Raw genomic sequence first — 22,512 nt, forward strand, 5'->3', positions numbered from 1 at the left:
CGGCCGGCGCGGCGGCCGGAGGCGCCGGGGCGACGGCCGGCGCCGGAGCGGCGGCCGGGGCCAGGGCGGCGGCCGGGACGCCCGAGTTCGTGGTCGGCAGCCCGGTCGCCTGCGGGAGCATCCCGTTCATCGGCACGATCTCGGTGGTCAGCCCGCTCAGCGCGGGTCCGGCCAGCGGCACCGCGCTCAGGTTGCTGAGATTGCTCAGGTTGCCCAGACCGCCGCCGGCCAGCGGCAGGCTCTGGGTCAGGCCGCCCACCGGCAGGCCGTGGGTGGCCCCGCCGGCCAGCGCCAGGCCGGTGGACGACACCGGCGCCATGCGGGCCACCGGCAGCAGCGCGGCGTCCGCGGCCGGGCCGGCGGCGTTCGAGATCGGCGCGGCGTCCAGGGGGGCGGCCGTCGTCGGGCCGGTCGCCGCGTTGGCGATGCCGCCGACGACCGGGCCGGCGGCCACCGCGGCCGCCGTGACGACCAGGCCGCGCCGGACCGTGGTGCTCAGGGTGCTCATTGCCTGGTTCTCCTTGGTTCGGGGCTGCCGCGTCGACGCGACAGCCCCCTGCCCAACGGATGAACCCGGCCCGGGGAAACGCGAAACCGAGTAAAGGGATAGTAATATTTACCGACTTTGACCTGATCGTCGGTCGTCGGAACTCTCCTCTGGAAGGTCGGATTCCGGTGGATTTCCCGGATTCGAGGCCCAGTCCCACGCCAGTCCGAAGCCATTCCGAAGCCTGGTCCGAAGCCTGGTCCGACACCCGATCCGGCACCCCGGTCGGCGGCCCCGGATCAGCCGCCCTTGACCACCGAGACGTCCACCGTGCCGGACACCGGCGACGACGAGGTCTGCCACTTCCCGGAGCTCCGGGTCCAGACCTGGTCGGCGTACTGGACCTTGTCCACGTCCAGGTTCTTCGCCGACGCCACCGCCCAGGTCGCCAGCACCCGCGGGTCGGTCAGGCCCTGCCCGGCCGCTATCCGCACCGTCAGGCCGTCCGTGGAGTGCGAGTACTGCGGCGCGTTCCCGGCGCCGTTCGCGCTGAACTGCTTCACCAGCGCCGCGCCGAGCGCCGCGGCGCGCGGCGTCAGACCGTCCGCGCCGGCGGTCTCGGCGGCCGCCTTCGGGTCGTTGTAGCGGCAGGTCAGCTGGGTGCCGCCCTTGGCGTCCAGGGTGGTGGCCAGCACCGTGGCCATTTCCTCCCACTGCGAGTAGGACGAGCCCGAGGCGTCGGCGCTGCGCTGCACCGACTGCGCCGCCTTGCCGACGTCGACGGTCTGCCAGTTCTTCACGTTCAGCAGCGCGTAGAAGAACTTCCCGGAGGCGTACACCGGGTCCGCGATCTGGTCGGCGGTGCCCCAGCCCTGCGAGGGCCGCTGCTGGAACAGCCCGACCGAGTCCCGGTCGCCGTAGTCCAGGTTCCGGATCTTGGACTCCTGCTGCGCGGTCGCCAGCGCGATTGTCGTCGCGCGCTCCGGCAGGCTCTTGGCCCGCGCCACCGCCGCGATGGTGGCCGCGTTCGCCATCCGGTCGTTCACGATGGTCACCTGCGAGCCGTCGGCGCCGGTCGCCGTGCAGTCCTCGGACCGCAGGGTCCCGGTGACGGTGCGGTACACGAAGTAGCCGCCGGTGCCGAGCACGGCCAGCAACACGACGGTCACGATCCAGGCCCCGATGTGCCGGGACGACCCGCCCTTGTCCCCCTGCGCATTGCGGGAGCGCCCACGCTGACCCATACCGTCCCGATCCGTTCCGTTTTCTCAAGCAGTCATCCTGCGGTGTGAACGCCGTCAGGGCCACCGTAACCGAAACGCTTATCGTGGTCGCCATGACCAACGCACCCGCATCCAACGATTTCGCATCCCCCATCTCGGCAGAGATCGACGAGCTGTGGGAGCGCCGCGCCGAAGTCTCCCCGGCCGACACCGACGCCCGCAAGGCCGTGGTGGCCGCCGTGGACCTGATCGACGCCGGCACCGCCCGGGTGGCGTTCGTCGACGCCGGCACCGACGAGGTGGTCGTGGACGAGCGGGCCAAGCGCGCCATCCTGCTGTCGTTCAAGGCGATGGACATGGTCGAGTCGAACGCCGGCGACTTCCGCTACCACGACAAGATGCCGCTCAAGAGCGACTTCGGCGGCGCGCGCGTGGTCCCGGGCGCGATCGTGCGCTGGGGCTCCTTCGTCGCCCCCGGCGCCATCCTGATGCCCTCCTTCGTCAACATCGGCGGCTACGTCGACTCCGGCACCATGGTCGACACCTGGGCCACCGTCGGGTCCTGCGCGCAGATCGGCAAGAACGTCCACCTCTCCGGCGGCGTCGGCATCGGCGGCGTGCTGGAGCCGCCGAACGCGGTGCCCGTGGTGGTCGAGGACGACGCCTTCATCGGCTCCCGCTCGATGGTGGTCGAGGGCGCGCGGGTGCGCCGCGGCGCCAAGCTCGGCTCGGGCACCAACCTCACCAAGTCGATGCGCGTCTTCGACGCCGAGACCGGCGAGGAGCTGGCGCGCGGCGAGGCCCCGGCCTGGTCGGTGTGCGTCAGCTCGACCCGGGTCAAGAAGTTCCCGGGCGGCGAGTTCACCACCCCCTGCCTGCTGGTGCTCAAGCGCCTGGCCCCGGGTGAGGCGCACGACAAGCTCCAGATCAACGACCTGCTCCGCGACAACGGCTTCACCGGCTGAGACGGGGCTGACACGCCGATGCCCGGCCTGGAACCGATCACCGGACCGACCCCGGAACCGAACGCGGCCCCGGAACCGACCCCGGAACCGACCCCGAACCCGGAACCGACCCTGGACCTGACCCGGGGCGCGGCCCGCCTCACCGCGGCGCTCGTCGACATCGAGTCCGTCAGCGGCGACGAGAAGGCGCTCGCGGACGCGATCGAAGCGGCGCTGCGGCCGTACCCGCACCTGGAGGTGCTCCGGGACGGCGACTCGGTGCTGGCGCGCACCTCCCTCGGGCGCGCCGAGCGCGTGATCCTGGCCGGTCATCTGGACACCGTGCCCATCGCCGTGGACAGCACCGGGCGCCGCAACGTGCCCTCGCTGCTGGAGGGCGACTGGGAAACCGGGACGCTGCGCGGCTGCGGCACCTCGGACATGAAGGCCGGGGTGGCGGTGCAGCTGGTGCTGGCTGCCGGGCTGGCCGAGCCGAACCGGGACGTGACCTACGTCTTCTACGAGTGCGAGGAGGTCGAGGCCGAGCGCAACAGTCTGGGCCGGCTGATCCGCACCCGGCCGGACTGGTTCGCCGCCGACTTCGCGGTGCTGCTGGAGCCGAGCAACAACATTGTCGAAGGCGGCTGCCAGGGCACGATGCGGGTCCGGCTGACCTTCCGGGGCGCCCGGGCGCACTCCGCGCGTTCCTGGCTGGGCGACAACGCGATCCACAAGGCCGGCGCGGCGCTGCGGCGGCTGGCCGAGTACCAGCCGCGCCGGGTCGAGGTCGAGGGGCTGGAGTTCCGCGAGGGGCTGAACGCGGTCGGGATCACCGGCGGCGTGGCCGGCAACGTGATCCCGGACGAGTGCTCGGTCCTGGTGAACTTCCGCTTCGCGCCGGACCGGGACGAGGCCGACGCCGAGCGCCACGTCCGCGAGGTCTTCGCGGGCCTGGACGCCGAGCTCGTGGTCACCGACTCGGCGCCGGCGGCCCGCCCCGGACTGCACCTGCCGCTGGCCGCCGAGTTCGTCGGCGCGGTGATGGCCGGCCTGGACGCGCGGCCCACCGCCAAGTTCGGGTGGACCGACGTGGCCCGGTTCGCAGGGCTCGGGGTCCCCGGCGTGAACTACGGGCCCGGTGATGGGGGACTTGCCCACAAGCCGGATGAATCAGTGGACTTGGGGCAAGTTGTCCGATGTGCGGAACGGATGAGAAGCTGGCTCGGCCCCGCTTCATGATCTGACGGCACCGGACGGGTGCGCACCTGGTCGACGCGTGATCCGCACGTGATCCGCCCATGATCTGCGGGTGCGCACCGGAAGCAACCGGCCGGGCCCCGGTGGCGTCTTACCGGCGGCGGAGCAAGTCCCGCGGTACTTACCGGGGGTCGGCGAATCCCGCGCCCTGCTGGCAAGTCCGAGAGGTCCGATCCCCCCATGAGCCCGACCGGTTGGCCGATGACGTTGACGGCGATCTTCCTCGCCGTCGCCGGGCCCGTCGCCACCTATCTGCTGTGGAACCGCGTGCGCGGCCCGCGACCGGTGCGCGCGGTGTCCCGGCTGGCGATGATCGGCGTGAGCCAGGCCCTGGCCATCCTGCTGTTCGGCGTCGTGGTGAACAACTACTACGGGCTCTACGCCTCCTGGGACGACCTGCTCGGCGACACCGGCAGCCCGGGCGTGATAATCCACGACGACAAGATCGTCGCCGGCGGCGTCCCGACCCCCGGCCTGGACCTGCCCTCGGGCTCCCGGTCCGGCGGCGACTCCCGGGGCGGCCGCGGCCCGGTGGTCCCCGTGGTGCCCCGGGACCGCCCGGCCGGCCCGGACCAGAGGTTCGACCGCTACGGCGACGACGCGCTGGTGACCAGCTTCACCGGCCCCAAGTCCGGGCTCGGCGGGCAGAACGACGTGATGGTCTGGCTGCCGCCGCAGTACAACGACCCGGCCTACGCCGACACCAACTTCCCGGTGGTCATGCTGTTCCCCGGCTATCCCGGCACCCCGCAGACCTGGTTCGGCAACATGGCCGGGCAGAAGGAGCTGGCCCGGCTGGTGCAGGCGAAGGCCTCGACCCCGTTCGTGCTGGCGGCCGTGAACATCTCCCCGGTCAAGGGCGTGAACACGGACTGCACCGACATCCCGGACGGTCCGCAGGTGGCGACCTACATCGCCGAGGACGTCCGCTCGATGCTGGAGCGCACCTTCCGGGTCACCACCGACCGCTCCGGCTGGGGGATGATGGGCTACTCCGAGGGCGGCCTGTGCGCGGGCAAGCTGCTCGTGCAGTACCCGCAGGACTTCGCCGCGGCGGTGCAGATGAGCGGCGACGTCCGGCCCGGCGGCTACGTCAACCGGTACGGCCCCGACTTCGCGAACCGCAACTCCACGCTGTGGATGCTGCGCAACCACAAGCCGCACCAGCCGGTGGCGCTGCTGGCCGCGGCCTCGGCCGAGGACGCCAGCGGGACCGTGCTCACCGACGCGCTGTCGCTGCAGTCCGCGGCGCCGGACGTGGTGGACGTGCTCAAGAAGGAGCACGGGTCGCACAACACCGAGGTCTGGAAGCAGTGGCTGCCGCAGGCCTACGGCTGGCTCAGCGAGCATCTGGATCCGGTCAAGCCCCAGCCGTGAGGTGGTTGCCCCATCGTCGCCGCCGCGCCGTCCGGCCGATGGGGCGGGCGGGTAGTGTGCGCTTATGAGCCAAGGAGCGGGAAGCGGACAGGGCAACGCGAGCAAGCTGACCGAGCGGTTCGTCGGCGCGGTCATCCGGCGGCGCGGGCAGGAGCAGCTGCCGGCCGCGACGGCCGACCAGAAGCTGCTCGACCACGCCTACGGCAAGGACTGGAAGGACGAGGACCCCTGGCGGGTGCTCCGGATCCAGGGCGAGTTCGTCGAGGGCTTCGACTCCCTGGCCCGCACCGGTCCGGCGATCACCGTCTTCGGCTCGGCCCGCACCCCCGTCGGCTCCCCGGAGTACCTGGCCGGCGAGCAGATCGGCCGCGGCCTGGCGACCGCCGGCTGGACCGTGATCACCGGCGGCGGCCCGGGCGCCATGGAGGCGGCCAACAAGGGCGCCTTCGACGCCGGCGGCCGCTCCATCGGCCTGGGCATCGAGCTGCCGTTCGAGCAGTCCCTGAACAGCTACATCGACCAGGGCATCAACTTCCGGTACTTCTTCGTCCGCAAGACGATGTTCCTGAAGTACTCGCAGGGTTTCGTGGTCCTGCCCGGCGGCTTCGGCACCATGGACGAGCTTTTCGAAGCGCTGACCCTGGTCCAGACGCACAAGGTGACGTCGTTCCCGGTGGTCCTGGTCGGCCGCGCCTTCTGGGGCGGCCTGGTCGACTGGATCCGCGAGTCGATGGCCCCGGCGGGCAAGATCGCCGTCGCCGACCTCGACCTGATCCACCTGGTCGACGAGCCGGACGAGGCGGTCGCGATCATGGGCAAGCCGGGGGACCGGAGCTGAGCACGCCGAAGCTCCGCTGAGGCCTGCTGAACCTCCACGGACACGGCGACGGGCGCCGGAGCGCGATGCTCCGGCGGCCGTCGCCGCTGTCGCGGTCGTCCCGCGCTGCGCGTCCTAGTGGATGCTCAGGCTCGGGGTCGACAGCCGGGCCTGGGTCTTGAACCCGGTGTCGTGCGAGCTGCCGGTCGCGGTGTCGATCGCGGCGGCCAGCTGGTTGTCGATGCGCGAGGGCAGGGCCGCGTCGCCGCCGAACACGTAGCCGAAGTTGTCCGAGCCGCGGTTGGCGTCGAACAGCTTGTACTCCTGCAGCGTGAGGCCGATCGCCGGGTCGACCAGCACCAGCGGACCGCCGGTCAGACCCATCAGCGCGCCGCCGGCCAGCGAGTCCGGCCAGTTCGCGCCGGTGGCGATGCCGACCGCGGTGAAGCCCGACCACAGGTGCGAGGCGACGCTGTAGGACGTGGCGTAGCGGTCCGCGCCGTGCATGTCGTCGAACTGGCCGTTGCTGACGGTGCGCAGCGCCTTGGCGGCCTGCCCGCCGACCGCGCCGAGGTAGTCCAGCGAGTCGTTCCGGGACTTGGCGACCAGGTACTGGTAGGTCGCCTCCGGCATCTTCGCGTCGTCGGTGAGGACCACGGCCATGTTGGAGAAGTTCGCGGCCGCGGCGCCCGCCGACAGCGCGTCCGGGAAGTTCATGCCGGTGGCGACCAGCACCTGGTCGGCGTTCGGCGCGTACACGCCGGCCATGTCGACCGCGGTCGCGAACCGGTCGGCGCCGCCGATCCGCTGCACCTTGTAGCCGAGCCCGGTGAGCTGCTTGACCACGTTCGGGGTGATCGCCTTGTCCCCGCCGAGCACGTACACCGTGCCGCCGGCCGGCAGCACCCGCTGGATCTCCTGGCGGCTCCAGCCGTTCAGCGAGGCCGGCTCGGTGAGCAGCAGCGGCGCGTCCAGGTGCGAGGCCAGCGCGGCGCCGCCGAGGGCGTCGGCGAACTGGTCGGAGCGGGTCAGCACGACGGCCTTGGCCTGGCCGCGGTGGTCGGCGGCGTCGCCCTTGTTCCGGAACGCCATCTGCGAGACCTTCGTCGCGGTCTCGAAGCGGTCGGAGCCGCCGAGCCGGTGGACGAACGCCCGGCTGTCGGTGCGCACCGCCAGGCCGCCGACCAGGTCCGAGATCCGGGTCTCGGTGCCGCCCGCCGCGCCGATCTGGTAGGTGCCGTTCGAGGTCTGGTACGCGACGGTCGCGTTGTCGCTCTCGAAGATCGGCCCCGTCTTGTCGCCGGCCGAGGTGGTGAGCTGGGTGGCCGCGCCCCAGGCGGCGTCGCCGGTCTTGGTGGCGGCGAACAGCTGCTTGGCGCCGTCGGCGTCGGCGCGCACGAAGACCACCGTCTTGCCGTCGGGCGAGATGGTCGGCGCGGACCCGCCGGCCTGCGCGTCGCCGGGGGCGACGATCTCGGTCACGACCTGGTGGCCCTGCGTGGTCCACCAGGCCACCGAGACACCGGTGTGCCCGGCGGCGTCAGTGGTCTGGAACACCACCGAGACGTTGTAGTCGGCGGCGACGTCGGCGTTGCTCTGGCCCAGGCCCGCGGGGGCGGTCCGGATCAGCTCCTGGACGCCGTCCTGGGCGCCGCTGCCGGCGGCCCCGACGATCCGGGCGGCGGTGCCGGTGCCCTCGGTCCAGTAGACCTTCAGGGACGAGATGTCCCACACGGTGTGCGAGGGGTTCGTGCCCTGAGCGACCTTGACCAGGTTCTCGCCGCTGTAGTCGAGCGTGTAGATCCCGTTGTCGGCGCCGATGAAGGCGAAGCGGCCGGCCTGGCCGGACCACGAGACGTCGTGCGCGCCGGCCGGCAGCGTGATCTTGGGGCCGCCGACGACGTTGAGCGCGCCGTTCGCGGTGATGGTGACCGGGCTGCCGGCGTTGCCGTAGCTGGTGGCGCCGGCGGTGGCCGGGCCGGCCAGGACGGCGCCGACCGAGGCGGCCAGGACAGCGGTGAGCGCGAGCGGCTTGCGCGGATTGAGGTGGGCCATGTGTATCTGTGTTCTTTCGGCCGAGATGGTGACGGCGCCGCCCGGCGCCGCCGCCCGATACGGCGGCGCACCCTTCCCCCTGGAATCCGCTTTCCCCCGGGATTCCGATCCCCCTCAGAGGCGGTGACGCCGCTGATCAGCCTAGGGGGCATACGGACCTTGCTATGACGGATCGGCATAACGATCCGGTCACTTGGCCAGGAAGAAAGGTGTCAAATCCCTAACGGTCGGGGCGGCGCGGGGCCGCCGGGGGTGTTCTGACGGTGCTCGGACGGTGCTCGGACGGTGCTCGGATGGTGCTCAGGCCAGCCCGCGCTTTGCCGCCGCCGGCTCCTGATGCCCCTGGATCGCCGCCACCATGTCCAGCACCTGCCGGGTCTCGGCCACCTCGTGCACCCGGTACACCCGCGCCCCCAGCCACGCCGACACCGCGGTGGTGGCCAGCGTCCCGATCAGCCGCTCCTTGACCGGCCGGTCCAGGGTCTCGCCGACGAAGTCCTTGTTCGACAGCGAGACCAGCACCGGCCATCCGGTCGCGGTCATCTCCCCGAGGCGGCGCGTGGCCTCCAGCGAGTGCCGGGTGTTCTTGCCGAAGTCGTGGCCGGGATCGACCAGGATCCGGTCGCGCGGGACGCCCAGGGCCGCCGCGCGCTCGGCCTCGCCGTGCACGGTGCGGGCCAGGATGTCGGCCATCACGTCCGGATAGCCGATGCGATGCGGCCGGGTGCGCGGCTCCACGCCGCCGGCGTGCGTGCACACCAGCGCCACCGCGTGCCGGGCCGCCACCGCGGCCAGCCCCGGGTCCCAGCCGCCCCAGGCGTCGTTGAGCACGTCCGCGCCCTCGGCGCAGACCGCGTCGCCGACCTCGGCCCGCCAGGTGTCCACCGAGATCACCGCCTCCGGGAACCGCCGCCGCACCTCGGCCACGAACGGCACCACCCGCCGCAGCTCCTCGGCGAGGTCCACGACGTCGCCGGGCCCGGCCTTCACCCCGCCGATGTCGATCAGGTCCGCGCCCTCGGCCAGCGCCGCCTCGACCCGGTCCAGGGCGGCGGCGTCGGTGAAGGTGGCGCCCCGGTCGTAGAAGGAGTCCGGCGTGCGGTTCACGATCGCCATCACCAGCCGCTGGTGAGGGCCGTATTCGTAAGGGCCCAGACGCAGGACGCCCTGCGGGGTCGGCGCGGGCGCGGCCGCGGGCTTCGAAGGGTCGCCGGCGGCGCCGTCCGCGTTCGATGACATGGAGATCAGCCTAACCTCGTCGGCGCGCCGTCGGACGTGGCACGATGTGCGCGTGCTGTATCTTCAGTTTCTCGTCGTGGCGGCGGTGTTCGGGGCGATCGCCTGGGTGGCGGCCGGCCGCGGCGGAGGCCTGGACGACCCGCGCCAGGACCGGCCCGAGCCCGCGCTGGCCGACGACCGGCAGCTGGGCAAGGGCGACATCGACGGCGCCCGCTTCGCCGTGTCGTTCCGCGGCTACCGCATGGACCAGGTCGACCGCCTGCTCGACCGGCTCGCCGCCGAGATCGACCACCGCGACCGGCTGATCGCCGAGCTCCAGGCCCCGGGTACCGCGCGCTACGGCGAGGGCGTCAGCTACGAGCCGGTGGCGCGGACCCAGGACGGGCTGCCCGGCGCCGCCGGAACCGCCGTGGCGACCGCGACGGCCACCGTGCCGGGCACCGCGACGGGCACCGCCGAGCCGGGGTTCGGGCCGGGCGTCGGCCCGGGCGCTGAGGCGGAGGCCGAGACGGCGCCGGACGCCGACCCGGACGCGGCGTCCGCCGACCGGGCGGCGGGCGAGGAGAACCCGCTGTCCGCCTGGTACCGGCCGACCGACCAGCAGGAGCAGTAGGCGCCCCGGGCGCAGCTCGTCCTCGTTCCGCATCTTCGGCATCTTCGGCATCCGGCCGGCCTCGTTCGCGGGGCCGGCCGCTTCGTGTCCTCGGCGTCCCTCGGAGTTTTCGGCGTTCTCAGCGTTCCTTGGCGCCGTTCGGCGTCCTCAGCGTCCGACGAAGGCCGGCTTCTCCTTCGCCAGGAACGCCCGGACGGCGTTCCGGTGGTCCTCGGTGGCCGCGCACGCGTCCTGGAGCTCCGCCTCCAGGTCCAGCGTCTCGTCCAGCGTGTGCGCCAGCCCGAAGCCGACCGCCTGCTTGATCGCCGCGTAGGCGGCGGTCGGTCCGGCGGCCATCCGGGCCGCCAGCTCCCCGACGGTGGCGTCCAGCTCCTCGGCCGGCACCACCCGGTGCACCAGGCCGAGCTCGGCGGCCTGCTCGATCCCGATGGTCTCCGGCAGCATCAGCAGCTCCAGCGCCTTGGCCGGGCCGACCAGGCGCGGCAGCGTCCAGGAGGCCCCGGAGTCGGCGGTCAGCCCGATGTTGGCGAACGCCAGGTTGAACGCCGCCTTGTCGGAGGCGATCCGCAGGTCGGCGGCGAAGGCCAGGGCGGCCCCGGCCCCGGCGGCCACGCCGTTGACCGCGGCCAGCACCGGCTTGGGCGCGGTGACCAGCGCCCGCAGCAGCGGGTTGTAGTGCTCCCGGACGGTGTCCGCCAGCCCCTGCCCGGCGGCCAGCGAGGCGGCGTGCTCCTTCAGGTCCTGTCCGACACAGAACGCGCGACCGGTTCCGCGCACCACGATCACGCGAACGGAGTCGTCCCCGGCGGCTTCCCGCGCCGCGTCCCGCAGCGCGGCCTTGGTCGCACTGTCGAGCGAGTTCATGGCCTCGGGGCGATTCAGGGTGATGGTGCCGACACCCTCGGTGACGTCGTAGGCAACGCTGTCGGACATAGGGAGTCCCACTCTCCGCCTCATCGGCTCATAGGCATGTACCAGTGTTGGTCGCGTCCGGTAGAACTGTTTGCAGACGCTGACGAAGCTACTCAGTCGCGCCTCCCGAAGCGACACCGGAACCCATCCGGGCTGCGTGCGGGATAATGGGTTGGTTGAGAGCTGGCTCCTAGGAAGGGGAACGAGCATGGCGGCGATGAAGCCGCGGACGGGTGACGGCCCGCTTGAGGTGACCAAAGAGGGACGGGGCATCGTGATGCGGGTTCCGCTGGAAGGCGGCGGCCGGCTCGTGGTGGAGCTGTCGGCGGAGGAGGCCGCGGCCCTCGGCGAGGCGATCAAGGGCGTCGTCGGCTAGCCCGGGCGTCCGTCATCCCCTTCCCAACCGTCCCATCAGTGGCGTCCGACCCCCGAACGGCCGGGGTCCGGCGTCGCCGCTGACGTGTTCCTCGTCACTGACCGCGCCCGGCGGTTCCGGCGCCGCCCTCCGGCGTCGGCCCCTCGCCCCTGCCAAGGAGCCGCTTCACGGCCCCATTCCCGACCCGGCGCCCCTCAGGGGCGCTTCACCGCGCACAACAGCCCGTCCCCGGTGGGCAGCAGCGCCGGCAGCAGCCGCGGATCCTCGGCGACCTGGCGGTGCAGATAGCGCAGCGCCGAGGTGCGCGCGTCCCGGATGGACGGGTCGACCACCCGGTCCTGCCCCAGCGCCCCGTCGAAGGCCACCAGCCCGCCGGGCCGCAGCAGCCGCAGCGCCTCCTCGTAGCCGGCCAGGTGGTCGGTGCCCGGACCCCCGCAGAACACCATGTCGTAGCCGCCGTCGGCGAGGCGCGGCAGCACCGAGCCGGCCGCGCCGCCGATCACCCGGGTCCGGCTGGCCGCGAAGCCCGCGTCGGCGAACGCCCGGCGGGCCGCCTGCGAGCCCTGGGTGTCCTCGTCGACGGTGGTCAATACCCCGGCCGGGTGCATCCCGCGCAGCAGGTATATCCCCGACACGCCGGCGCCGGTGCCGACGTCCACCACGGACCGGGCGCCGAGCGTGGCGGCCAGCAGCCGCAGCGCGGCGCCGGTGCCGGGCTCGACCGGGACGATGCCCAGCCGGCGCGCCTCGCGGCGGGCGGAGGTCAGCACGTCGTCCTCGGCGACGTACCCCTCCGCATACGCCAGGCTGGCGTGCCGGTGACTGGGGATGACGGCCTCCGAGGTTCGGGTCCGGGGCCGGGGAATCGGCCGGGATCTGGTCGGGCGGTTGCTAGTGGGCATCAAGAGCGTAGCCACCTGTCCGTGCGCATACCACGTCGGACTGCCCGCCGGACAGCGCCGGCCCGTCCGCACCGGCCGCGCGCAGGGGGTCGGAGCGCCCGCGCGCGGTGCCCGTGATCGCTGTAAGCGGACACCGGGCCGATCCCCGGTTCCGGGAACTTCGGGGCCGTGACCGGCCGTTCCGTCTACGTCAGCGATGAACGGTCCCGGGAGCCGGGAGATCTTAGTCCGATCTCAGGTTCCTTTCAGCCTTTAGCAGCGAGGCAGGCGTCTATGGTGATGAGTGCGGTACTGGAAATAGGAGGTGGGGTCGTCGTGGCTGACGCCAACAGCGCCCGCAATCCTGGAGCCGTCCCGGTCAACACCATAGGGCCGCGGATCGATCTCGGGGAACTACGTCGTCGGCGCGCGGCCCGCAAGGCCGCCCTGGAGAAGAACCGGCGCGGGGCCGAGCCGCTTCCGGATACCGCCATGCCGTCCGAGGCCGTGCCGGCGGCGGTCGAGCCCGCCCAGCGCCTGGACGCCGCGGCGGTCGGCTGGGAGCCGCCGAGCTGGGACGAGATCGTCCGGACCCATTCCCAGCGGGTCTACCGGCTGGCCTACCGCCTGACCGGCAACCAGCACGACGCCGAGGACCTCACCCAGGAGGTCTTCATCCGGGTGTTCCGCTCGCTGTCGAGCTACCAGCCCGGCACCTTCGAGGGCTGGCTGCACCGGATCACCACCAACCTGTTCCTGGACATGGTGCGCCGCCGCGCCCGGATCCGCTTCGACTCCCTCGGGGAGGACGCCGACGACCGGCTGCCCGGCCGCGAGCCGTCGCCGGAGCGGATCTTCACCGACACGCACATGGACGCCGACATCGAGGCGGCGCTGGCCGCGCTGGCGCCGGAGTTCCGCGCCGCCGTGGTGCTCTGCGACATCGAGGGGTTGTCCTACGAGGAGATCGCGGCCACCCTGGACGTGAAGCTGGGCACGGTACGCTCGCGGATCCACCGCGGACGCTCGCAGCTGCGCGCGGCCCTGGAGCACCGGGCGCCGGGCGGGGCGGGGGCGCCGGCCAGCGGGAAGGAGGGCCGCCGGTGACCAGGCACCTCGGAGACCGCTTGACCGCGCTGATCGACGGCGAGCTGGACCACGGCACCCGGGACCGGATGCTGGGCCACCTCGCGCAGTGCGACGACTGCCGCCGCGAGGCCGACGCCGAACGCCGGGTGAAGGCCCGGCTCGGCACGATGGCCGCGCCGCAGGTACCGGTGGAGCTGATGCTGGGCCTGCTGAGCATGGACACCAACCGCGGAGCCGGGGCGGGCGCGGGAGCCGCGCCCTCCGGCCTGCCGGGCCCGGGCGGCAACGTCCCGGGCCCGGGCGGTACCCCCTTCTCCTTCCAGACCGTGCCGATCCGCCCGCCGGCGGCTCCGGCGTCCGGCCGCCCCACGGCCGGACGCGCCCCGGTGCGCCCGCAGCGGCTGCGGGTGGCGGCGATAGGCGCGGTGTCGCTGGCCGCGATAGGCACCGGCGTCTGGCTGGTCGGCGACTTCAGCAACGCGGCGGGCGGCACCGCGCACCCGACCGCACCGGTAGCCCCGGCGCAGGTCGCGCCGTACGGACCGGGCCGCTGAGCCCCGCCGTGACCGGTCGGGGCCCGACCGGTCACGGACCGAGCGCCGGCGGACTGCCGGCGGACTGCCGGCCGGGCGATGGTTCGCCGAGTGCCGGCGGACCGCCGGGCGGCTGCCGGCCCGACCGACCGCCGGCCCGACCGACCGACCGCCGGCCGACCATTGATCGACTGTTTCCCGACCGGCGGCTGAACACTCCGGCACCGGCCGGCGGGTTCCGGCCCGCCACCGGGCGTCGGAGTGCGCGAGCAGGACGAAGGCCCTTGACGCCGGGGCCGGGTATTGCGGAGCCTGGACGGGTAAGGATCGGCGAACATCCACCGGTCGCCTGGGTCCTGCACCCGGCGCCCGGGAGTTACGCTAAGCGCGTAGCGCCGGACGCCCGCCGGCCGCGCCCGCCAGAGCAGGAGCCACCCACCGTGCCGTTTCTCGACATCAGCCCGCTGGAGCTGATCGCTCTGCTGGCCCTGGCCGTCATGCTGTTCGGCCCGGACAAGCTGCCCGGCGCGGTGCAGGGCGTGGCGCGCACCCTGAAGCAGTTCCGGGAGTTCACGCGCAACGCCCAGAACGACCTGAAGAAGGAGCTGGGTCCGGAGTTCCAGGACCTGGAGCTCACCGATCTGCACCCCAAGAACTTCGTGCGCAAGCACGTCCTCGGGCCGGACGGCGCCGAGGACCCCGCGTTCCGCGAGATCAGGGACCTCACCGCGAGCATCAACGGCGAGATACGCGGTGCGACCGACGGCACCCGCCGGCTGGTCGCCGACGACTCGACCCCCGATGACGCCCTGTACCGGGCCCCCGCTCCGCGCCTGGCCGCGGGCGAGCGCCCGCCGTTCGACGCGGATGCGACGTGAGGTTCCATGAGCAGCACCATCTCGACTGAAGACTCTCCGAAAGACTCCCCGAACCCCCTCGGCCCGGCCTCGCAGCCGGGCCCTGTGGCGTCCCCGGCCGCGGCGGGGGAGCGGGGCGCGCCGACCGGCTCCGCCGTCCCCTTCCCCGGCCCCACCGTCGCCTCGATCTCCGCCGCCGCACTGGCCGCCGCCGAGCCCGACGCCTGGGCCGGCCAGCACACGGCGGTGCCCTGGTACGGCCTCGACGACGCCTGGGCCGGCGACCGCTGGCTGGGCTCGATCATGCTCGGCCCCGACACCGTGGCCGAGTACGGCACCCTCGGCCACGGCGACCACCCGGCCCGCCGCCCCGACGACATCAGCCCCCGCCGCTTCTGCGGCGTGGTGACCATGGCCCGCCTCCACCGCCGCCCCGGCGGCGGCTCCACGATCCTGGAACCGACGACCCTGTCCACCCTGGCCGCCGTGGCCGGCCTCGGCCTGCTCTCCGACGACTGGCCCTGGGCCGTCGACAAGGCCCTGCGCGGCGACTGGCTCCACCAACAGACCGAACTCGCCTACGAAGTCGCCGAAAGCCTGGACGAACCACCCTGGCGCGCCGTCCAACTCCCCGTCGACGGCAAATCCACCCGCTTCCGCTACCGCGAATCCGAATACGGCTGGGTCCTCGCCGCCGAACTCCGCGAATGCTGGCTCGGCGCCTACGGCCGCGGCGTGACCGCCTACGGCCTCGGCTTCGCCCAAGTGACCCTCGGAGCCTGGGACGCCTACGAGGCCCTGCCGCGCTGAGCGTCGGCGGGGCGGGCGCCTGGACGGGCGGGGGCGGGGACGGGCGGACGGCTGCGCGGCGTCTCGCGGGGCTTTGGCGCTTGGGTGCTCGGGTGCTCGGGCGACTGGGACGCCGACGCTGGTGTGCGCTGGCGCCGACGGGCTTTGTTCTGGGCGACAGCTCGGCTACTGGGATACCGGTGCTGGTGTGTGCTTTCGCCTGTCGGTTTTGTTCTGGGCCACTGCTTTGCGAGTGCTTCGCACGTGAGAGGTGTTTGCATTACCTTCTCATCTTCGCATCAGTGAAGATGATCGGCTAAAGTGCTGCCGTGACCACTCTCCCCATGCTCCTGGCCGCGGCCGGCATCGGCATCGGCCACGCGATCCTTCCCGACCACTGGATGCCCCTGGCCGTCCTGGCCCGCACCCGCCGCTACCCGACCCGTCGGGTCCTCCGCCTGTCGCTGGCCGCCGCGGTGGCCCACGTTCTGGTCTCCCTCTTGGCCGGCGCCATTCTGATCGCTGTCGGCCTGCGCTTCCGCGACACGGTGGCGAGTCATACCGACTTGGCGGTCGGCGGCGTCCTCATGGCGACCGGTTTGGTCCTGCTCGTGCTGGAGGCCCGCGGTCGCGGTCATGGACACCCGCATCCGCATCCTCACGGCTCGCACCACCATGCCGATCGTGCCGACCATCACCACCACCATCACCACCACAGCACCGACAGAGCCCACAGCCCGGCCGTCGCCCTCCTCGAACGCCCGGTCGCCACGGCCACGGCCCCAACCCCGGCCCACCCGCATCACGGCCCCCACCCCGAACCCCACTCCCACCCCGAGCCCCACCCCCGCCGCGGCCTCCTCGCCCTCCTCATCCCCTTCGGCGCAGTCGCCAGCCCGGACCTGACGATCCTCCCCCTCTTCCTCGCCGCCGGCGCCCTCGGCACGGCGCCCGCCCTCGGCGTCCTCACCGTCTTCGTCGCCGCCACCGTCGCCGCGATAGTCGCCCTCACCACCGCCGGCGCACTCGGCGCCGCCCGCCTCACCGCGCCCTGGATCGAGAAGCACGCCAACACCCTCACCGCCGCGACCCTCGTCCTCATCGGCGGCCTCGTCGTCACCGGCGTCGTCTGAGCCAACGCGAAGGGCCCCGCGGACAGCGGCGGGGCCCTCGGCATGCTTACTCGGCCGGTTTTACGCGACCAAGGTCACGCAACCAACGTCACACAATCACCAGTCACGCGACCGGCCCCCTCACCCAGCCAGCGTGTGCGCCCGGCCCAGCACCCCCTTCGCCTCCCGCACCAGCTCGTGGGCCCGGCCGCCGCTCAGCCCGCAGCCGTGGAAGGCCGCGTCGTCGATCGCCGTCGCGATCCGGGACGCCAGGGCGTCGCGGTCGGTGCCGAGCTTGGTCAGCGCGGCTTCGGTGGCGGTGAACTGCTGGTCGTTCGGGGTGTCGGACTTGATTCCGGCGGTCGCCGCCTTCAGGGTGTCGGTGCCGAAGGCGCCGACGCTGGCGTCGAGCTGCTTGTAGGTCGCCTCCAGCTCCTCGATCTTCTTGCCGTGCAGGCCCGACGGCAGCGCGTTGTCCTTGATGAACTGCACCAGCGGGACGCCGTCGTGGACGTACGTGTCGCGCAGACCCAGCGCCGTCAGCATCGTCGGGCGCAGGTCGGTGTGGTCGGACCACACGGTGTCGGTCACGCCCAGCTTCTTGAACGACGGGCCCACGAAGCCGGCCCACGTGGTGTTGATGTCGGGGGCGAAGTCGCCGTGGTTCCACGCGAAGCCGTTGGGCTCGGTGATGCAGGGGGTCGTGCAGTTCGGCGCGCCCGAGAACACGTAGTAGTTCGGGTTGGCGAACTCGGTCAGTGTCGGGTTCCGCTTCGGGTCCGCGGTCTCCATGTGCAGCAGCTTCATCTCGGTCGAGTCCGCGAAGTAGTCCGCGAACGTCTCCGTCCGGCCGGTCAGCGGGTTGTCCGCGGTCAGGCCGTCGAGGTGGTGTTCGAAGGTGCGCACCTGTGGGGCGTTCGCCGCCGGGGCGCCGGCCACCCAGAAGTTCGGGGCCGAGTCGGCGTGGATCCCGTAGGAGGTGCTGTCGCCGGTCTGGGTGGTCAGCAGCCCCTTGACGTTCGCGTTCAGCTCGCCGAGCTGCGTGTACGTGCACGGCGTCGTGACCCCGTCGCAGGTCGCCGGGCTCGGCGTGCCGCCCACGAAGTGGTCGTTCTCGTCGGCGGTCACCACGAACATGGTGTTCGAGGCGTTGATCCCGTCCTTCGACAGCCGGTGGAAGAACTGGTCGAAGGCGGTGTCGTAGGACTTCAGCGCGGCCACGTAGCCGGCCTCGCCGGGCCCGTACGCGTGCCCGCCCGGCGCGTGGTTGTCGTGCGCGTCGGAGATGTACCCGTAGGTGACCGGGACGCCGGCCTCCTGCATCTGCGCGATGTAGCCCAGGGAGTTGGCCGCCGACATGCCGTCGAAGCCCGGGAAGCCGGGGCGGCCCAGCGCGTCGGCGATGGTGGTGGCGCCGGAGACGTCGGTGACCGGGCCGCGCGGGCTGATCGCCGGGTCGGTGTACTTGGCCCCGAACAGGCCGGAGTAGCCGGTGTAGCCGCCCGGCTCGTCCGGCAGCACGTCGGGCCGGGCGTTCGCACCCGCCGCCGCGCACAGCTTCGAGGTCTTGGCGCAGTGCACGCCGATGCCCACGAAGTCGGTCTGCGCCAGGTTGCTGTTGGTCTTGTCGGCGGCCTCGGCGGCCTCCGGCGAGTTCGCCCCGAACACCTTCGGTACGTCCGGCCCGGTGTTCTCAAGGATGGTGTTCGCCGTGGCCACCGCGCCGAAGTCGCAGCCGGCCCGGGTGTAGGCGGTCCAGGGCGCCGGGGTGGTCTTGCCGTCCTGGCCGACCATGGTCGGCGCGGTGTCGGTCGGGTTCGGGTTGTTGAAGTCGTACACGCCGTCGGTCCAGTACGCGAACGTCCCGGCCGGCTGCGAGACGCCGTTCTGGTCGAAGTATCGGTAGGAGTTGGCGATCGGCATCCCGTGCTTGTCGCCGTAGAGCCCGGTCAGCGAGGTCAGGATGTCGGTGCCGGTGTGCGCGATCAGCGGCGTGTGGTGGTTGTCGTCCAGGGTGCCCTGCGACTCCAGGAAGTTCAGCAGGTGCGGCATCTGCTCCAGGTCGCTCGGGACGTTCGGGTTGTCCCGGGTGAAGTGCACGTTGTCGAACTGCAGGTAGATCACGTGCTTCACGGCGGCGTTCCCGGCGCCGAGCCGGCAGCCGGCGGTCCCGCCGCCGTCCCGGCCCTGGGCCGACGCCACGCCGGTGGCCGCCGCCGTGGTGCCGACGGTCGCCGCGGCCACGGCCAGCGCGAGCGCCGCCGCGCGGGTGCGCGTTCTGCGCATCGGTGTCCTCCCCCTCGATTGATAACCTCAGTAAGACCACGAACATGGGGAGGGTAACGACGGGAACCGGTGACGGACAGGTGCCGGCCGACTGCGGCTCGATGAATTCCTGGTCTGATTCGCCCGGCCGGTTTCCGCGACGGACCCGCCGCCGGAACCCGCCCCTGCGGGAGTCGCGCCGTGCCGGAGTCGTCAGCGCCGTCAGCTGTGCACGAGCGGCACCGGCAGCACCGCGTCCTGGGTCCCGCACCCGCAGTCCGGATGCGGCGGCCGCTCGTGCCTGGTCTGCACTCCGAACGGCGGCACCACCTCGATCGCGGCGTTCACCGTCGGCGGCGGGTCGCCCTCCACGAAGGCCAGCACGTGCATCGCCGCGAGCAGCGCGATCTGCGAGGCGAGCAGCACGTCGCAGGCCCGGTCGGCGCCGGCCGGCACCGCGTCCACCCCGCCGAACGGCACCATCGCCCGCGGCCAGCCCGGGTCCCGCGCGGTGCGGTACAGGTCGCGGCAGCGCAGGCAGGAGGTGCGGCCGGGCTGGACGAACGGGCCCAGCACGCCGGTGGTCTCGTGCACTTCGGCCGACAGATGCGGGACCCCGGCCGCGTGCAGGGTCGCGGCCTGCGCCGGGTAGCCGTCGGCGACCGGGGCGAGGACGGCCAGATCCGGGTGTTGGCGGTTGGCGGGCAGTGTGGTGCGGGTGGCCGGGGCCGCGGTCCGGATCAGGGCCCGGACCAGGTCTTGACGTCGCGGGCCGCTGCCCGGGCCCTCCTCGGAGGGGCTGTGAGAGGCGCTCGCGGTGTTGTCCCCAGGGTTGTCAGCAGGGTTGTCAGCGGGACGGCTCCCGGGGTCGGCACTGCTAGGGGTTTTCCCGGGCGGTGATACCTCGACGCCGGCCACGGGGACACCCTCAACCCTCACACCCTCCGCCCGCGCACCGGCGGCCCGCACACCCTCCGCCCGCACACCGGCCCGTACCCTCCGCGGTCCCGGCACCTCCCGCGCATCACGGTGACTCGGCGCCTGCGGATTGCGAAACCCGGCAGGCGCCGCGTCGGCGGCCCGCGCCCGCCCGGCGTCGACCGGCACCACACAGCCGACGCCCGCGGCGGCCAGCAGGTGGGCGATCGACGCGCCGACCCGCCCGCAGCCGTACACCGTCACCACCGCCATGCGTCGCCGAGTCATGGCGCGCACCGCGCCGCCCGGGACGAGATAGCCCAGGGCCAGCGCGGCCAGGTCCGGGGCCAGCCGGTCGGACTCGGCCGGGTCGAGCGCGCGCAGCGCCGGGCCGGGGTCGTAGCCCGCGTCGTCCAGGAAGCCGGCCCGCATCAGGACGTCCAGCAGCGTCGTGGCCTGCGCACCCGGTAGGCCCAGGCCCTCGGCGTGGGCCAGCAGGCCGGGCACGTCGCGGGTGCCGTCCAGCGCGCCGACGAACCGGGTCGCCGCCGGGCCCAGCCCGTTCAGCAGCAGCGACCGGCCCGGGGTCACCCCGACCTGGAGCGCGCCGCCCGGCCGCCACAGCCGCCGCAGTCCCGCCTTCAGTACCGGACGCATGCCCCGACCTCCCGCTGTGTCAGTCCCCGCACAGTTCCAGCACAGTCCCCGTACCGTTCATCCACCCTGCGGCAACGCCGCCCCCGCACGCATCCCCGAAGCCCCCTGATTCACCCGTACGGCGGCCGGAGGCCCGGCCGCCGACCCGAACCCGCGGCTCAGGCCTTGCCCAGGATCCGGTTGAGCTTGGTCCCGCAGGTGGGGCAGGTGCCCTGCGCCATGCGCCGACCCGAGTCGCTGACCTTCACCTCGCCGGTGAAGTTCTTCTTCTCCTTGCACTTCACACAGTAGGCATCCCCGGTGTACGACTCCGCCATGGTTTGTCACTCCGTTTCGTATCTGAGGTCATACGTACTTTTCGCCCCGAACGCGGAACACCCTACGGCAGCGCGGCGCCCAAACCACACCGCTACGCTGACGCCATGCCTGAGTCGCGCGAATATCCACTCCTGGCCGTAAACCGCACGTCGAATGGTGTGGTGACCGTCAGGTTGGACGACCCGGAGCGGCGGAACGCGATGACCGCGACGATGACCGAGTCGTGGGGGCGGCTGATGGCGGAGCTCGCCTCGGACCGGGATCTGCGGGCGCTGGTGGTCACCGGCGCCGGGTCGGCCTTCAGCTCCGGCGGCGACCTGGGCTGGATCGGCGCCGAGCCGGGTGCGCCGGTGGACCGGCTGCGCGCCAGGATGCTGCCGTTCTACCGGACCTGGCTGAGCGTCCGGGAGCTGTCCGTCCCGACGATCGCCGCGGTCAACGGCCCGGCCGTCGGGGCCGGCGCCTGCCTGGCCCTGGCCTGTGACTTGCGTTACGCCGCCGACACGGCGAAGTTCGCGGTCCCGTTCACGCGGCTGGGGATCCATCCGGGGATGGCGGCGACCTGGCTGCTGCCCGAAGTGGTGGGGATGGCCAACGCCCGGGAGCTGTTGTACACAGGCCGTGCGGTGAGCGGTGCCGAGGCGGTGGCGCTGGGTGTGTACAACCGGGTGTTCCCGGCCACCGATCTCCACAGCGAGGTGGCCCGGATCGCCGGCGAGATCGCCGAGACCGCGCCGATCGCCGTGAAGCTGACCAAGGAAGCCCTGGTCGGGGCCGGTCACGAGTCGTTCGAGGCGGCACTGCGCTGGGAGGCGCTGGCCCAGCCGATCACCATGGCCACCGAGGACCTCCAGGAGGGCCTGGCGGCCCAGCGGGAGAAGCGGTCGCCGCGCTTCACCGGCCGCTGATCAGGCCGGTCGGTTCTCGCTCGGCCGGCGGCCCCGGTCCTGGTGCGCACCACCGGTCCGATGTTGTGTTAGGAAACCCACAGGATCGGCCTTCCTGTGGATAACTCTGTGGAAAACCTGTGCACGGCATGTGGACAATCCGATTTCCACCGTCCCCGACGCCCCGAGATGTCATTTCGGTAACGCCATGAGGGGGTGGCACACGCTAGTGTCCCTTGGCGTGGGACTCGACGATGCCCCCCACCAGGGCGGTCAGATCGAGGTGCGGCGCAGCAACCGGCGGCGGCGCACCGTCTCGGCGTACCGGGACGGCGACAAGACCGTGGTGCTTATCCCCGCGCAGATGACCCGCGCCGAGGAACAACAGTGGGTCGACAAGATGCTGGCCCGCCTGGCCGGGCAGGAGCGCAAACGCCGCCCGGACGACGGCGAACTGGCCCGGCGCGCCCGGGACCTGTCGCTGCGCTATTTCCACGGCCGCGCCCAGCCCGCGAGCGTCCGCTGGGTCAGCAACCAGCAGACCCGCTGGGGCAGCTGCACCCCTGTGGACGGCACCATCCGCATCTCCGACCGCGTCCGCGGCATGCCGGAGTACGTGCTGGACTACGTCCTGCTGCACGAGCTGGCCCATCTCCTGGTTCCCAGCCACGGTCCCCAGTTCTGGGAGCTGTTGGAGGTGTACCCGAAGACGGAGCGGGCGCGTGGGTTCCTGGAGGGCTTCGCCAGCGCGGCCTCCGGCGGCGAGGCCGTGGCGGACGACGCGGACTGAGGCCGAGGCGGACCGAGATAGAGGCGGGCTGAGGCCGACGCAGACTGAGGCCGACGGCGACGTTCTGACGGCGACCTGGGCCTGCTCGGGCCGACTGCGGCGCCGCGGTGCCTCAG

The 22,512-nt window shown here is 72.6% G+C and carries 21 protein-coding genes and 1 pseudogene; 13 read left to right on the plus strand and 9 right to left on the minus strand.

Annotated features, from left to right (window positions below; translation table 11 throughout):
• Together ABD481_RS33025 and ABD481_RS33030 are read right to left on the minus strand one after the other, a co-directional pair.
• Positions 1-508: pseudogene (locus ABD481_RS33025) on the minus strand (hypothetical protein); the annotation flags it as partial.
• A gap of 278 nt (positions 509-786) precedes the next feature.
• Positions 787-1,731: a hypothetical protein gene (locus ABD481_RS33030; RefSeq protein WP_344669753.1), complete on the minus strand. Its 945-nt coding sequence runs from the start codon at positions 1,729-1,731 to the stop codon at positions 787-789.
• Positions 1,732-1,823: 92 nt separating this feature from the next.
• Here ABD481_RS33030 and ABD481_RS33035 point away from each other — a divergent pair, with 92 nt between their 5' ends.
• From ABD481_RS33035 to ABD481_RS33050, 4 genes are all read left to right on the plus strand, one after another.
• A complete protein-coding gene (locus tag ABD481_RS33035) occupies positions 1,824-2,675 on the plus strand; it encodes a 2,3,4,5-tetrahydropyridine-2,6-dicarboxylate N-succinyltransferase (RefSeq protein WP_344669754.1) in 852 nt (283 codons plus the stop codon).
• Between the two features lie 111 nt (positions 2,676-2,786).
• Complete coding sequence (gene dapE / locus ABD481_RS33040; protein WP_344669820.1) at positions 2,787-3,893, plus strand: succinyl-diaminopimelate desuccinylase; 1,107 nt, start codon at positions 2,787-2,789, stop codon at positions 3,891-3,893.
• Between the two features lie 198 nt (positions 3,894-4,091).
• Positions 4,092-5,288, plus strand: coding sequence for an alpha/beta hydrolase (locus tag ABD481_RS33045; protein WP_344669755.1), 1,197 nt, complete (start codon positions 4,092-4,094; stop codon positions 5,286-5,288).
• Between the two features lie 64 nt (positions 5,289-5,352).
• The gene (locus ABD481_RS33050; protein WP_344669756.1) at positions 5,353-6,126 is read left to right on the plus strand and encodes an LOG family protein; all 774 of its coding nucleotides are present in this window, start codon (positions 5,353-5,355) and stop codon (positions 6,124-6,126) included.
• 114 nt (positions 6,127-6,240) lie between these two features.
• On the opposite strand, the gene ABD481_RS33055 is transcribed toward ABD481_RS33050, so the two are convergent.
• Positions 6,241-8,160 carry a cell wall-binding repeat-containing protein gene (locus tag ABD481_RS33055; RefSeq protein ID WP_344669757.1) on the minus strand — a complete coding sequence of 640 codons (1,920 nt, stop codon included), beginning with the start codon at positions 8,158-8,160 and terminating at the stop codon, positions 6,241-6,243.
• A 300-nt stretch (positions 8,161-8,460) separates the two neighbouring features.
• Positions 8,461-9,276, minus strand: coding sequence for a dihydropteroate synthase (gene folP / locus ABD481_RS33060; RefSeq protein WP_344669821.1), 816 nt, complete (start codon positions 9,274-9,276; stop codon positions 8,461-8,463).
• Positions 9,277-9,451: 175 nt separating this feature from the next.
• Here folP and ABD481_RS33065 point away from each other — a divergent pair, with 175 nt between their 5' ends.
• Positions 9,452-10,012, plus strand: coding sequence for a DivIVA domain-containing protein (locus ABD481_RS33065; RefSeq protein ID WP_344669758.1), 561 nt, complete (start codon positions 9,452-9,454; stop codon positions 10,010-10,012).
• Between the two features lie 147 nt (positions 10,013-10,159).
• Here ABD481_RS33065 and ABD481_RS33070 read toward each other — a convergent pair whose 3' ends face one another.
• Positions 10,160-10,945, minus strand: coding sequence for an enoyl-CoA hydratase-related protein (locus ABD481_RS33070; protein ID WP_344669759.1), 786 nt, complete (start codon positions 10,943-10,945; stop codon positions 10,160-10,162).
• 187 nt (positions 10,946-11,132) lie between these two features.
• On the opposite strand from ABD481_RS33070, the gene ABD481_RS33075 reads away from it, so the two are divergent.
• Entirely contained in the window at positions 11,133-11,300 is a 168-nt protein-coding gene (locus ABD481_RS33075) for a DUF3117 domain-containing protein (protein WP_015796491.1), read from the plus strand.
• Between the two features lie 194 nt (positions 11,301-11,494).
• Here ABD481_RS33075 and ABD481_RS33080 read toward each other — a convergent pair whose 3' ends face one another.
• Positions 11,495-12,202: an O-methyltransferase gene (locus ABD481_RS33080; RefSeq protein WP_425559346.1), complete on the minus strand. Its 708-nt coding sequence runs from the start codon at positions 12,200-12,202 to the stop codon at positions 11,495-11,497.
• Positions 12,203-12,673: 471 nt separating this feature from the next.
• Between ABD481_RS33080 and sigE the strand changes: the two genes are divergently transcribed.
• The 5 genes from sigE to ABD481_RS33105 all read left to right on the plus strand — a co-directional run bounded on the left by sigE (position 12,674) and on the right by ABD481_RS33105 (position 16,582).
• Positions 12,674-13,288: an RNA polymerase sigma factor SigE gene (sigE, locus tag ABD481_RS33085; protein WP_425559348.1), complete on the plus strand. Its 615-nt coding sequence runs from the start codon at positions 12,674-12,676 to the stop codon at positions 13,286-13,288.
• Entirely contained in the window at positions 13,285-13,824 is a 540-nt protein-coding gene (locus tag ABD481_RS33090) for an anti-sigma factor family protein (protein WP_344669761.1), read from the plus strand. The genes sigE and ABD481_RS33090 overlap by 4 nt, the downstream gene beginning before the upstream one ends.
• 419 nt (positions 13,825-14,243) lie before the next feature.
• A complete protein-coding gene (locus ABD481_RS33095) occupies positions 14,244-14,681 on the plus strand; it encodes a sec-independent translocase (protein ID WP_344669762.1) in 438 nt (145 codons plus the stop codon).
• Between the two features lie 6 nt (positions 14,682-14,687).
• Positions 14,688-15,470 (plus strand): hypothetical protein, encoded by a 783-nt coding sequence (locus ABD481_RS33100; RefSeq protein ID WP_344669763.1) that lies wholly within the window; start codon positions 14,688-14,690, stop codon positions 15,468-15,470.
• 308 nt (positions 15,471-15,778) lie between these two features.
• Positions 15,779-16,582, plus strand: coding sequence for a hypothetical protein (locus ABD481_RS33105; protein WP_344669764.1), 804 nt, complete (start codon positions 15,779-15,781; stop codon positions 16,580-16,582).
• A gap of 120 nt (positions 16,583-16,702) precedes the next feature.
• On the opposite strand, the gene ABD481_RS33110 is transcribed toward ABD481_RS33105, so the two are convergent.
• From ABD481_RS33110 to ABD481_RS33120, 3 genes are all read right to left on the minus strand, one after another.
• Entirely contained in the window at positions 16,703-18,847 is a 2,145-nt protein-coding gene (locus ABD481_RS33110) for an alkaline phosphatase family protein (RefSeq protein ID WP_344669765.1), read from the minus strand.
• A 201-nt stretch (positions 18,848-19,048) separates the two neighbouring features.
• Positions 19,049-20,401, minus strand: a complete 1,353-nt coding sequence (locus ABD481_RS33115) for a hypothetical protein (protein WP_344669766.1) — start codon at positions 20,399-20,401, stop codon at positions 19,049-19,051.
• Between the two features lie 158 nt (positions 20,402-20,559).
• On the minus strand, positions 20,560-20,718 hold the full coding sequence (locus tag ABD481_RS33120; RefSeq protein WP_344669767.1) for a DUF5679 domain-containing protein: 159 nt from the start codon (positions 20,716-20,718) through the stop codon (positions 20,560-20,562).
• Between the two features lie 105 nt (positions 20,719-20,823).
• Between ABD481_RS33120 and ABD481_RS33125 the strand changes: the two genes are divergently transcribed.
• The gene (locus ABD481_RS33125) at positions 20,824-21,627 is read left to right on the plus strand and encodes an enoyl-CoA hydratase/isomerase family protein (RefSeq protein ID WP_344669768.1); all 804 of its coding nucleotides are present in this window, start codon (positions 20,824-20,826) and stop codon (positions 21,625-21,627) included.
• Positions 21,628-21,847: 220 nt separating this feature from the next.
• Positions 21,848-22,396: a M48 metallopeptidase family protein gene (locus ABD481_RS33130; RefSeq protein ID WP_344669769.1), complete on the plus strand. Its 549-nt coding sequence runs from the start codon at positions 21,848-21,850 to the stop codon at positions 22,394-22,396.
• The last annotated feature ends 116 nt before the right edge of the window (positions 22,397-22,512 follow it).

Source organism: Catenulispora yoronensis, from assembly GCF_039531695.1.
Lineage (GTDB): Bacteria > Actinomycetota > Actinomycetes > Streptomycetales > Catenulisporaceae > Catenulispora > Catenulispora yoronensis.

Excerpts from the sequence above, each read along its gene's own strand:
- ABD481_RS33045 (WP_344669755.1), top strand. The coding sequence starts at position 4,092 with ATGAGCCCGACCGGTTGGCCGATGACGTTGACGGCGATCTTCCTCGCC.
- ABD481_RS33035 (WP_344669754.1), top strand. The coding sequence starts at position 1,824 with ATGACCAACGCACCCGCATCCAACGATTTCGCATCCCCCATCTCGGCA.
- ABD481_RS33050 (WP_344669756.1), top strand. The coding sequence starts at position 5,353 with ATGAGCCAAGGAGCGGGAAGCGGACAGGGCAACGCGAGCAAGCTGACC.
- ABD481_RS33080 (WP_425559346.1), bottom strand. The coding sequence starts at position 12,202 with ATGCCCACTAGCAACCGCCCGACCAGATCCCGGCCGATTCCCCGGCCC.
- sigE (WP_425559348.1), top strand. The coding sequence starts at position 12,674 with ATGCCGTCCGAGGCCGTGCCGGCGGCGGTCGAGCCCGCCCAGCGCCTG.
- ABD481_RS33125 (WP_344669768.1), top strand. The coding sequence starts at position 20,824 with ATGCCTGAGTCGCGCGAATATCCACTCCTGGCCGTAAACCGCACGTCG.
- ABD481_RS33055 (WP_344669757.1), bottom strand. The coding sequence starts at position 8,160 with ATGGCCCACCTCAATCCGCGCAAGCCGCTCGCGCTCACCGCTGTCCTG.
- ABD481_RS33115 (WP_344669766.1), bottom strand. The coding sequence starts at position 20,401 with ATGCGTCCGGTACTGAAGGCGGGACTGCGGCGGCTGTGGCGGCCGGGC.
- ABD481_RS33030 (WP_344669753.1), bottom strand. The coding sequence starts at position 1,731 with ATGGGTCAGCGTGGGCGCTCCCGCAATGCGCAGGGGGACAAGGGCGGG.
- ABD481_RS33070 (WP_344669759.1), bottom strand. The coding sequence starts at position 10,945 with ATGTCCGACAGCGTTGCCTACGACGTCACCGAGGGTGTCGGCACCATC.
- ABD481_RS33075 (WP_015796491.1), top strand. The coding sequence starts at position 11,133 with ATGGCGGCGATGAAGCCGCGGACGGGTGACGGCCCGCTTGAGGTGACC.
- ABD481_RS33100 (WP_344669763.1), top strand. The coding sequence starts at position 14,688 with ATGAGCAGCACCATCTCGACTGAAGACTCTCCGAAAGACTCCCCGAAC.
- folP (WP_344669821.1), bottom strand. The coding sequence starts at position 9,276 with ATGGCGATCGTGAACCGCACGCCGGACTCCTTCTACGACCGGGGCGCC.
- ABD481_RS33110 (WP_344669765.1), bottom strand. The coding sequence starts at position 18,847 with ATGCGCAGAACGCGCACCCGCGCGGCGGCGCTCGCGCTGGCCGTGGCC.
- ABD481_RS33120 (WP_344669767.1), bottom strand. The coding sequence starts at position 20,718 with ATGGCGGAGTCGTACACCGGGGATGCCTACTGTGTGAAGTGCAAGGAG.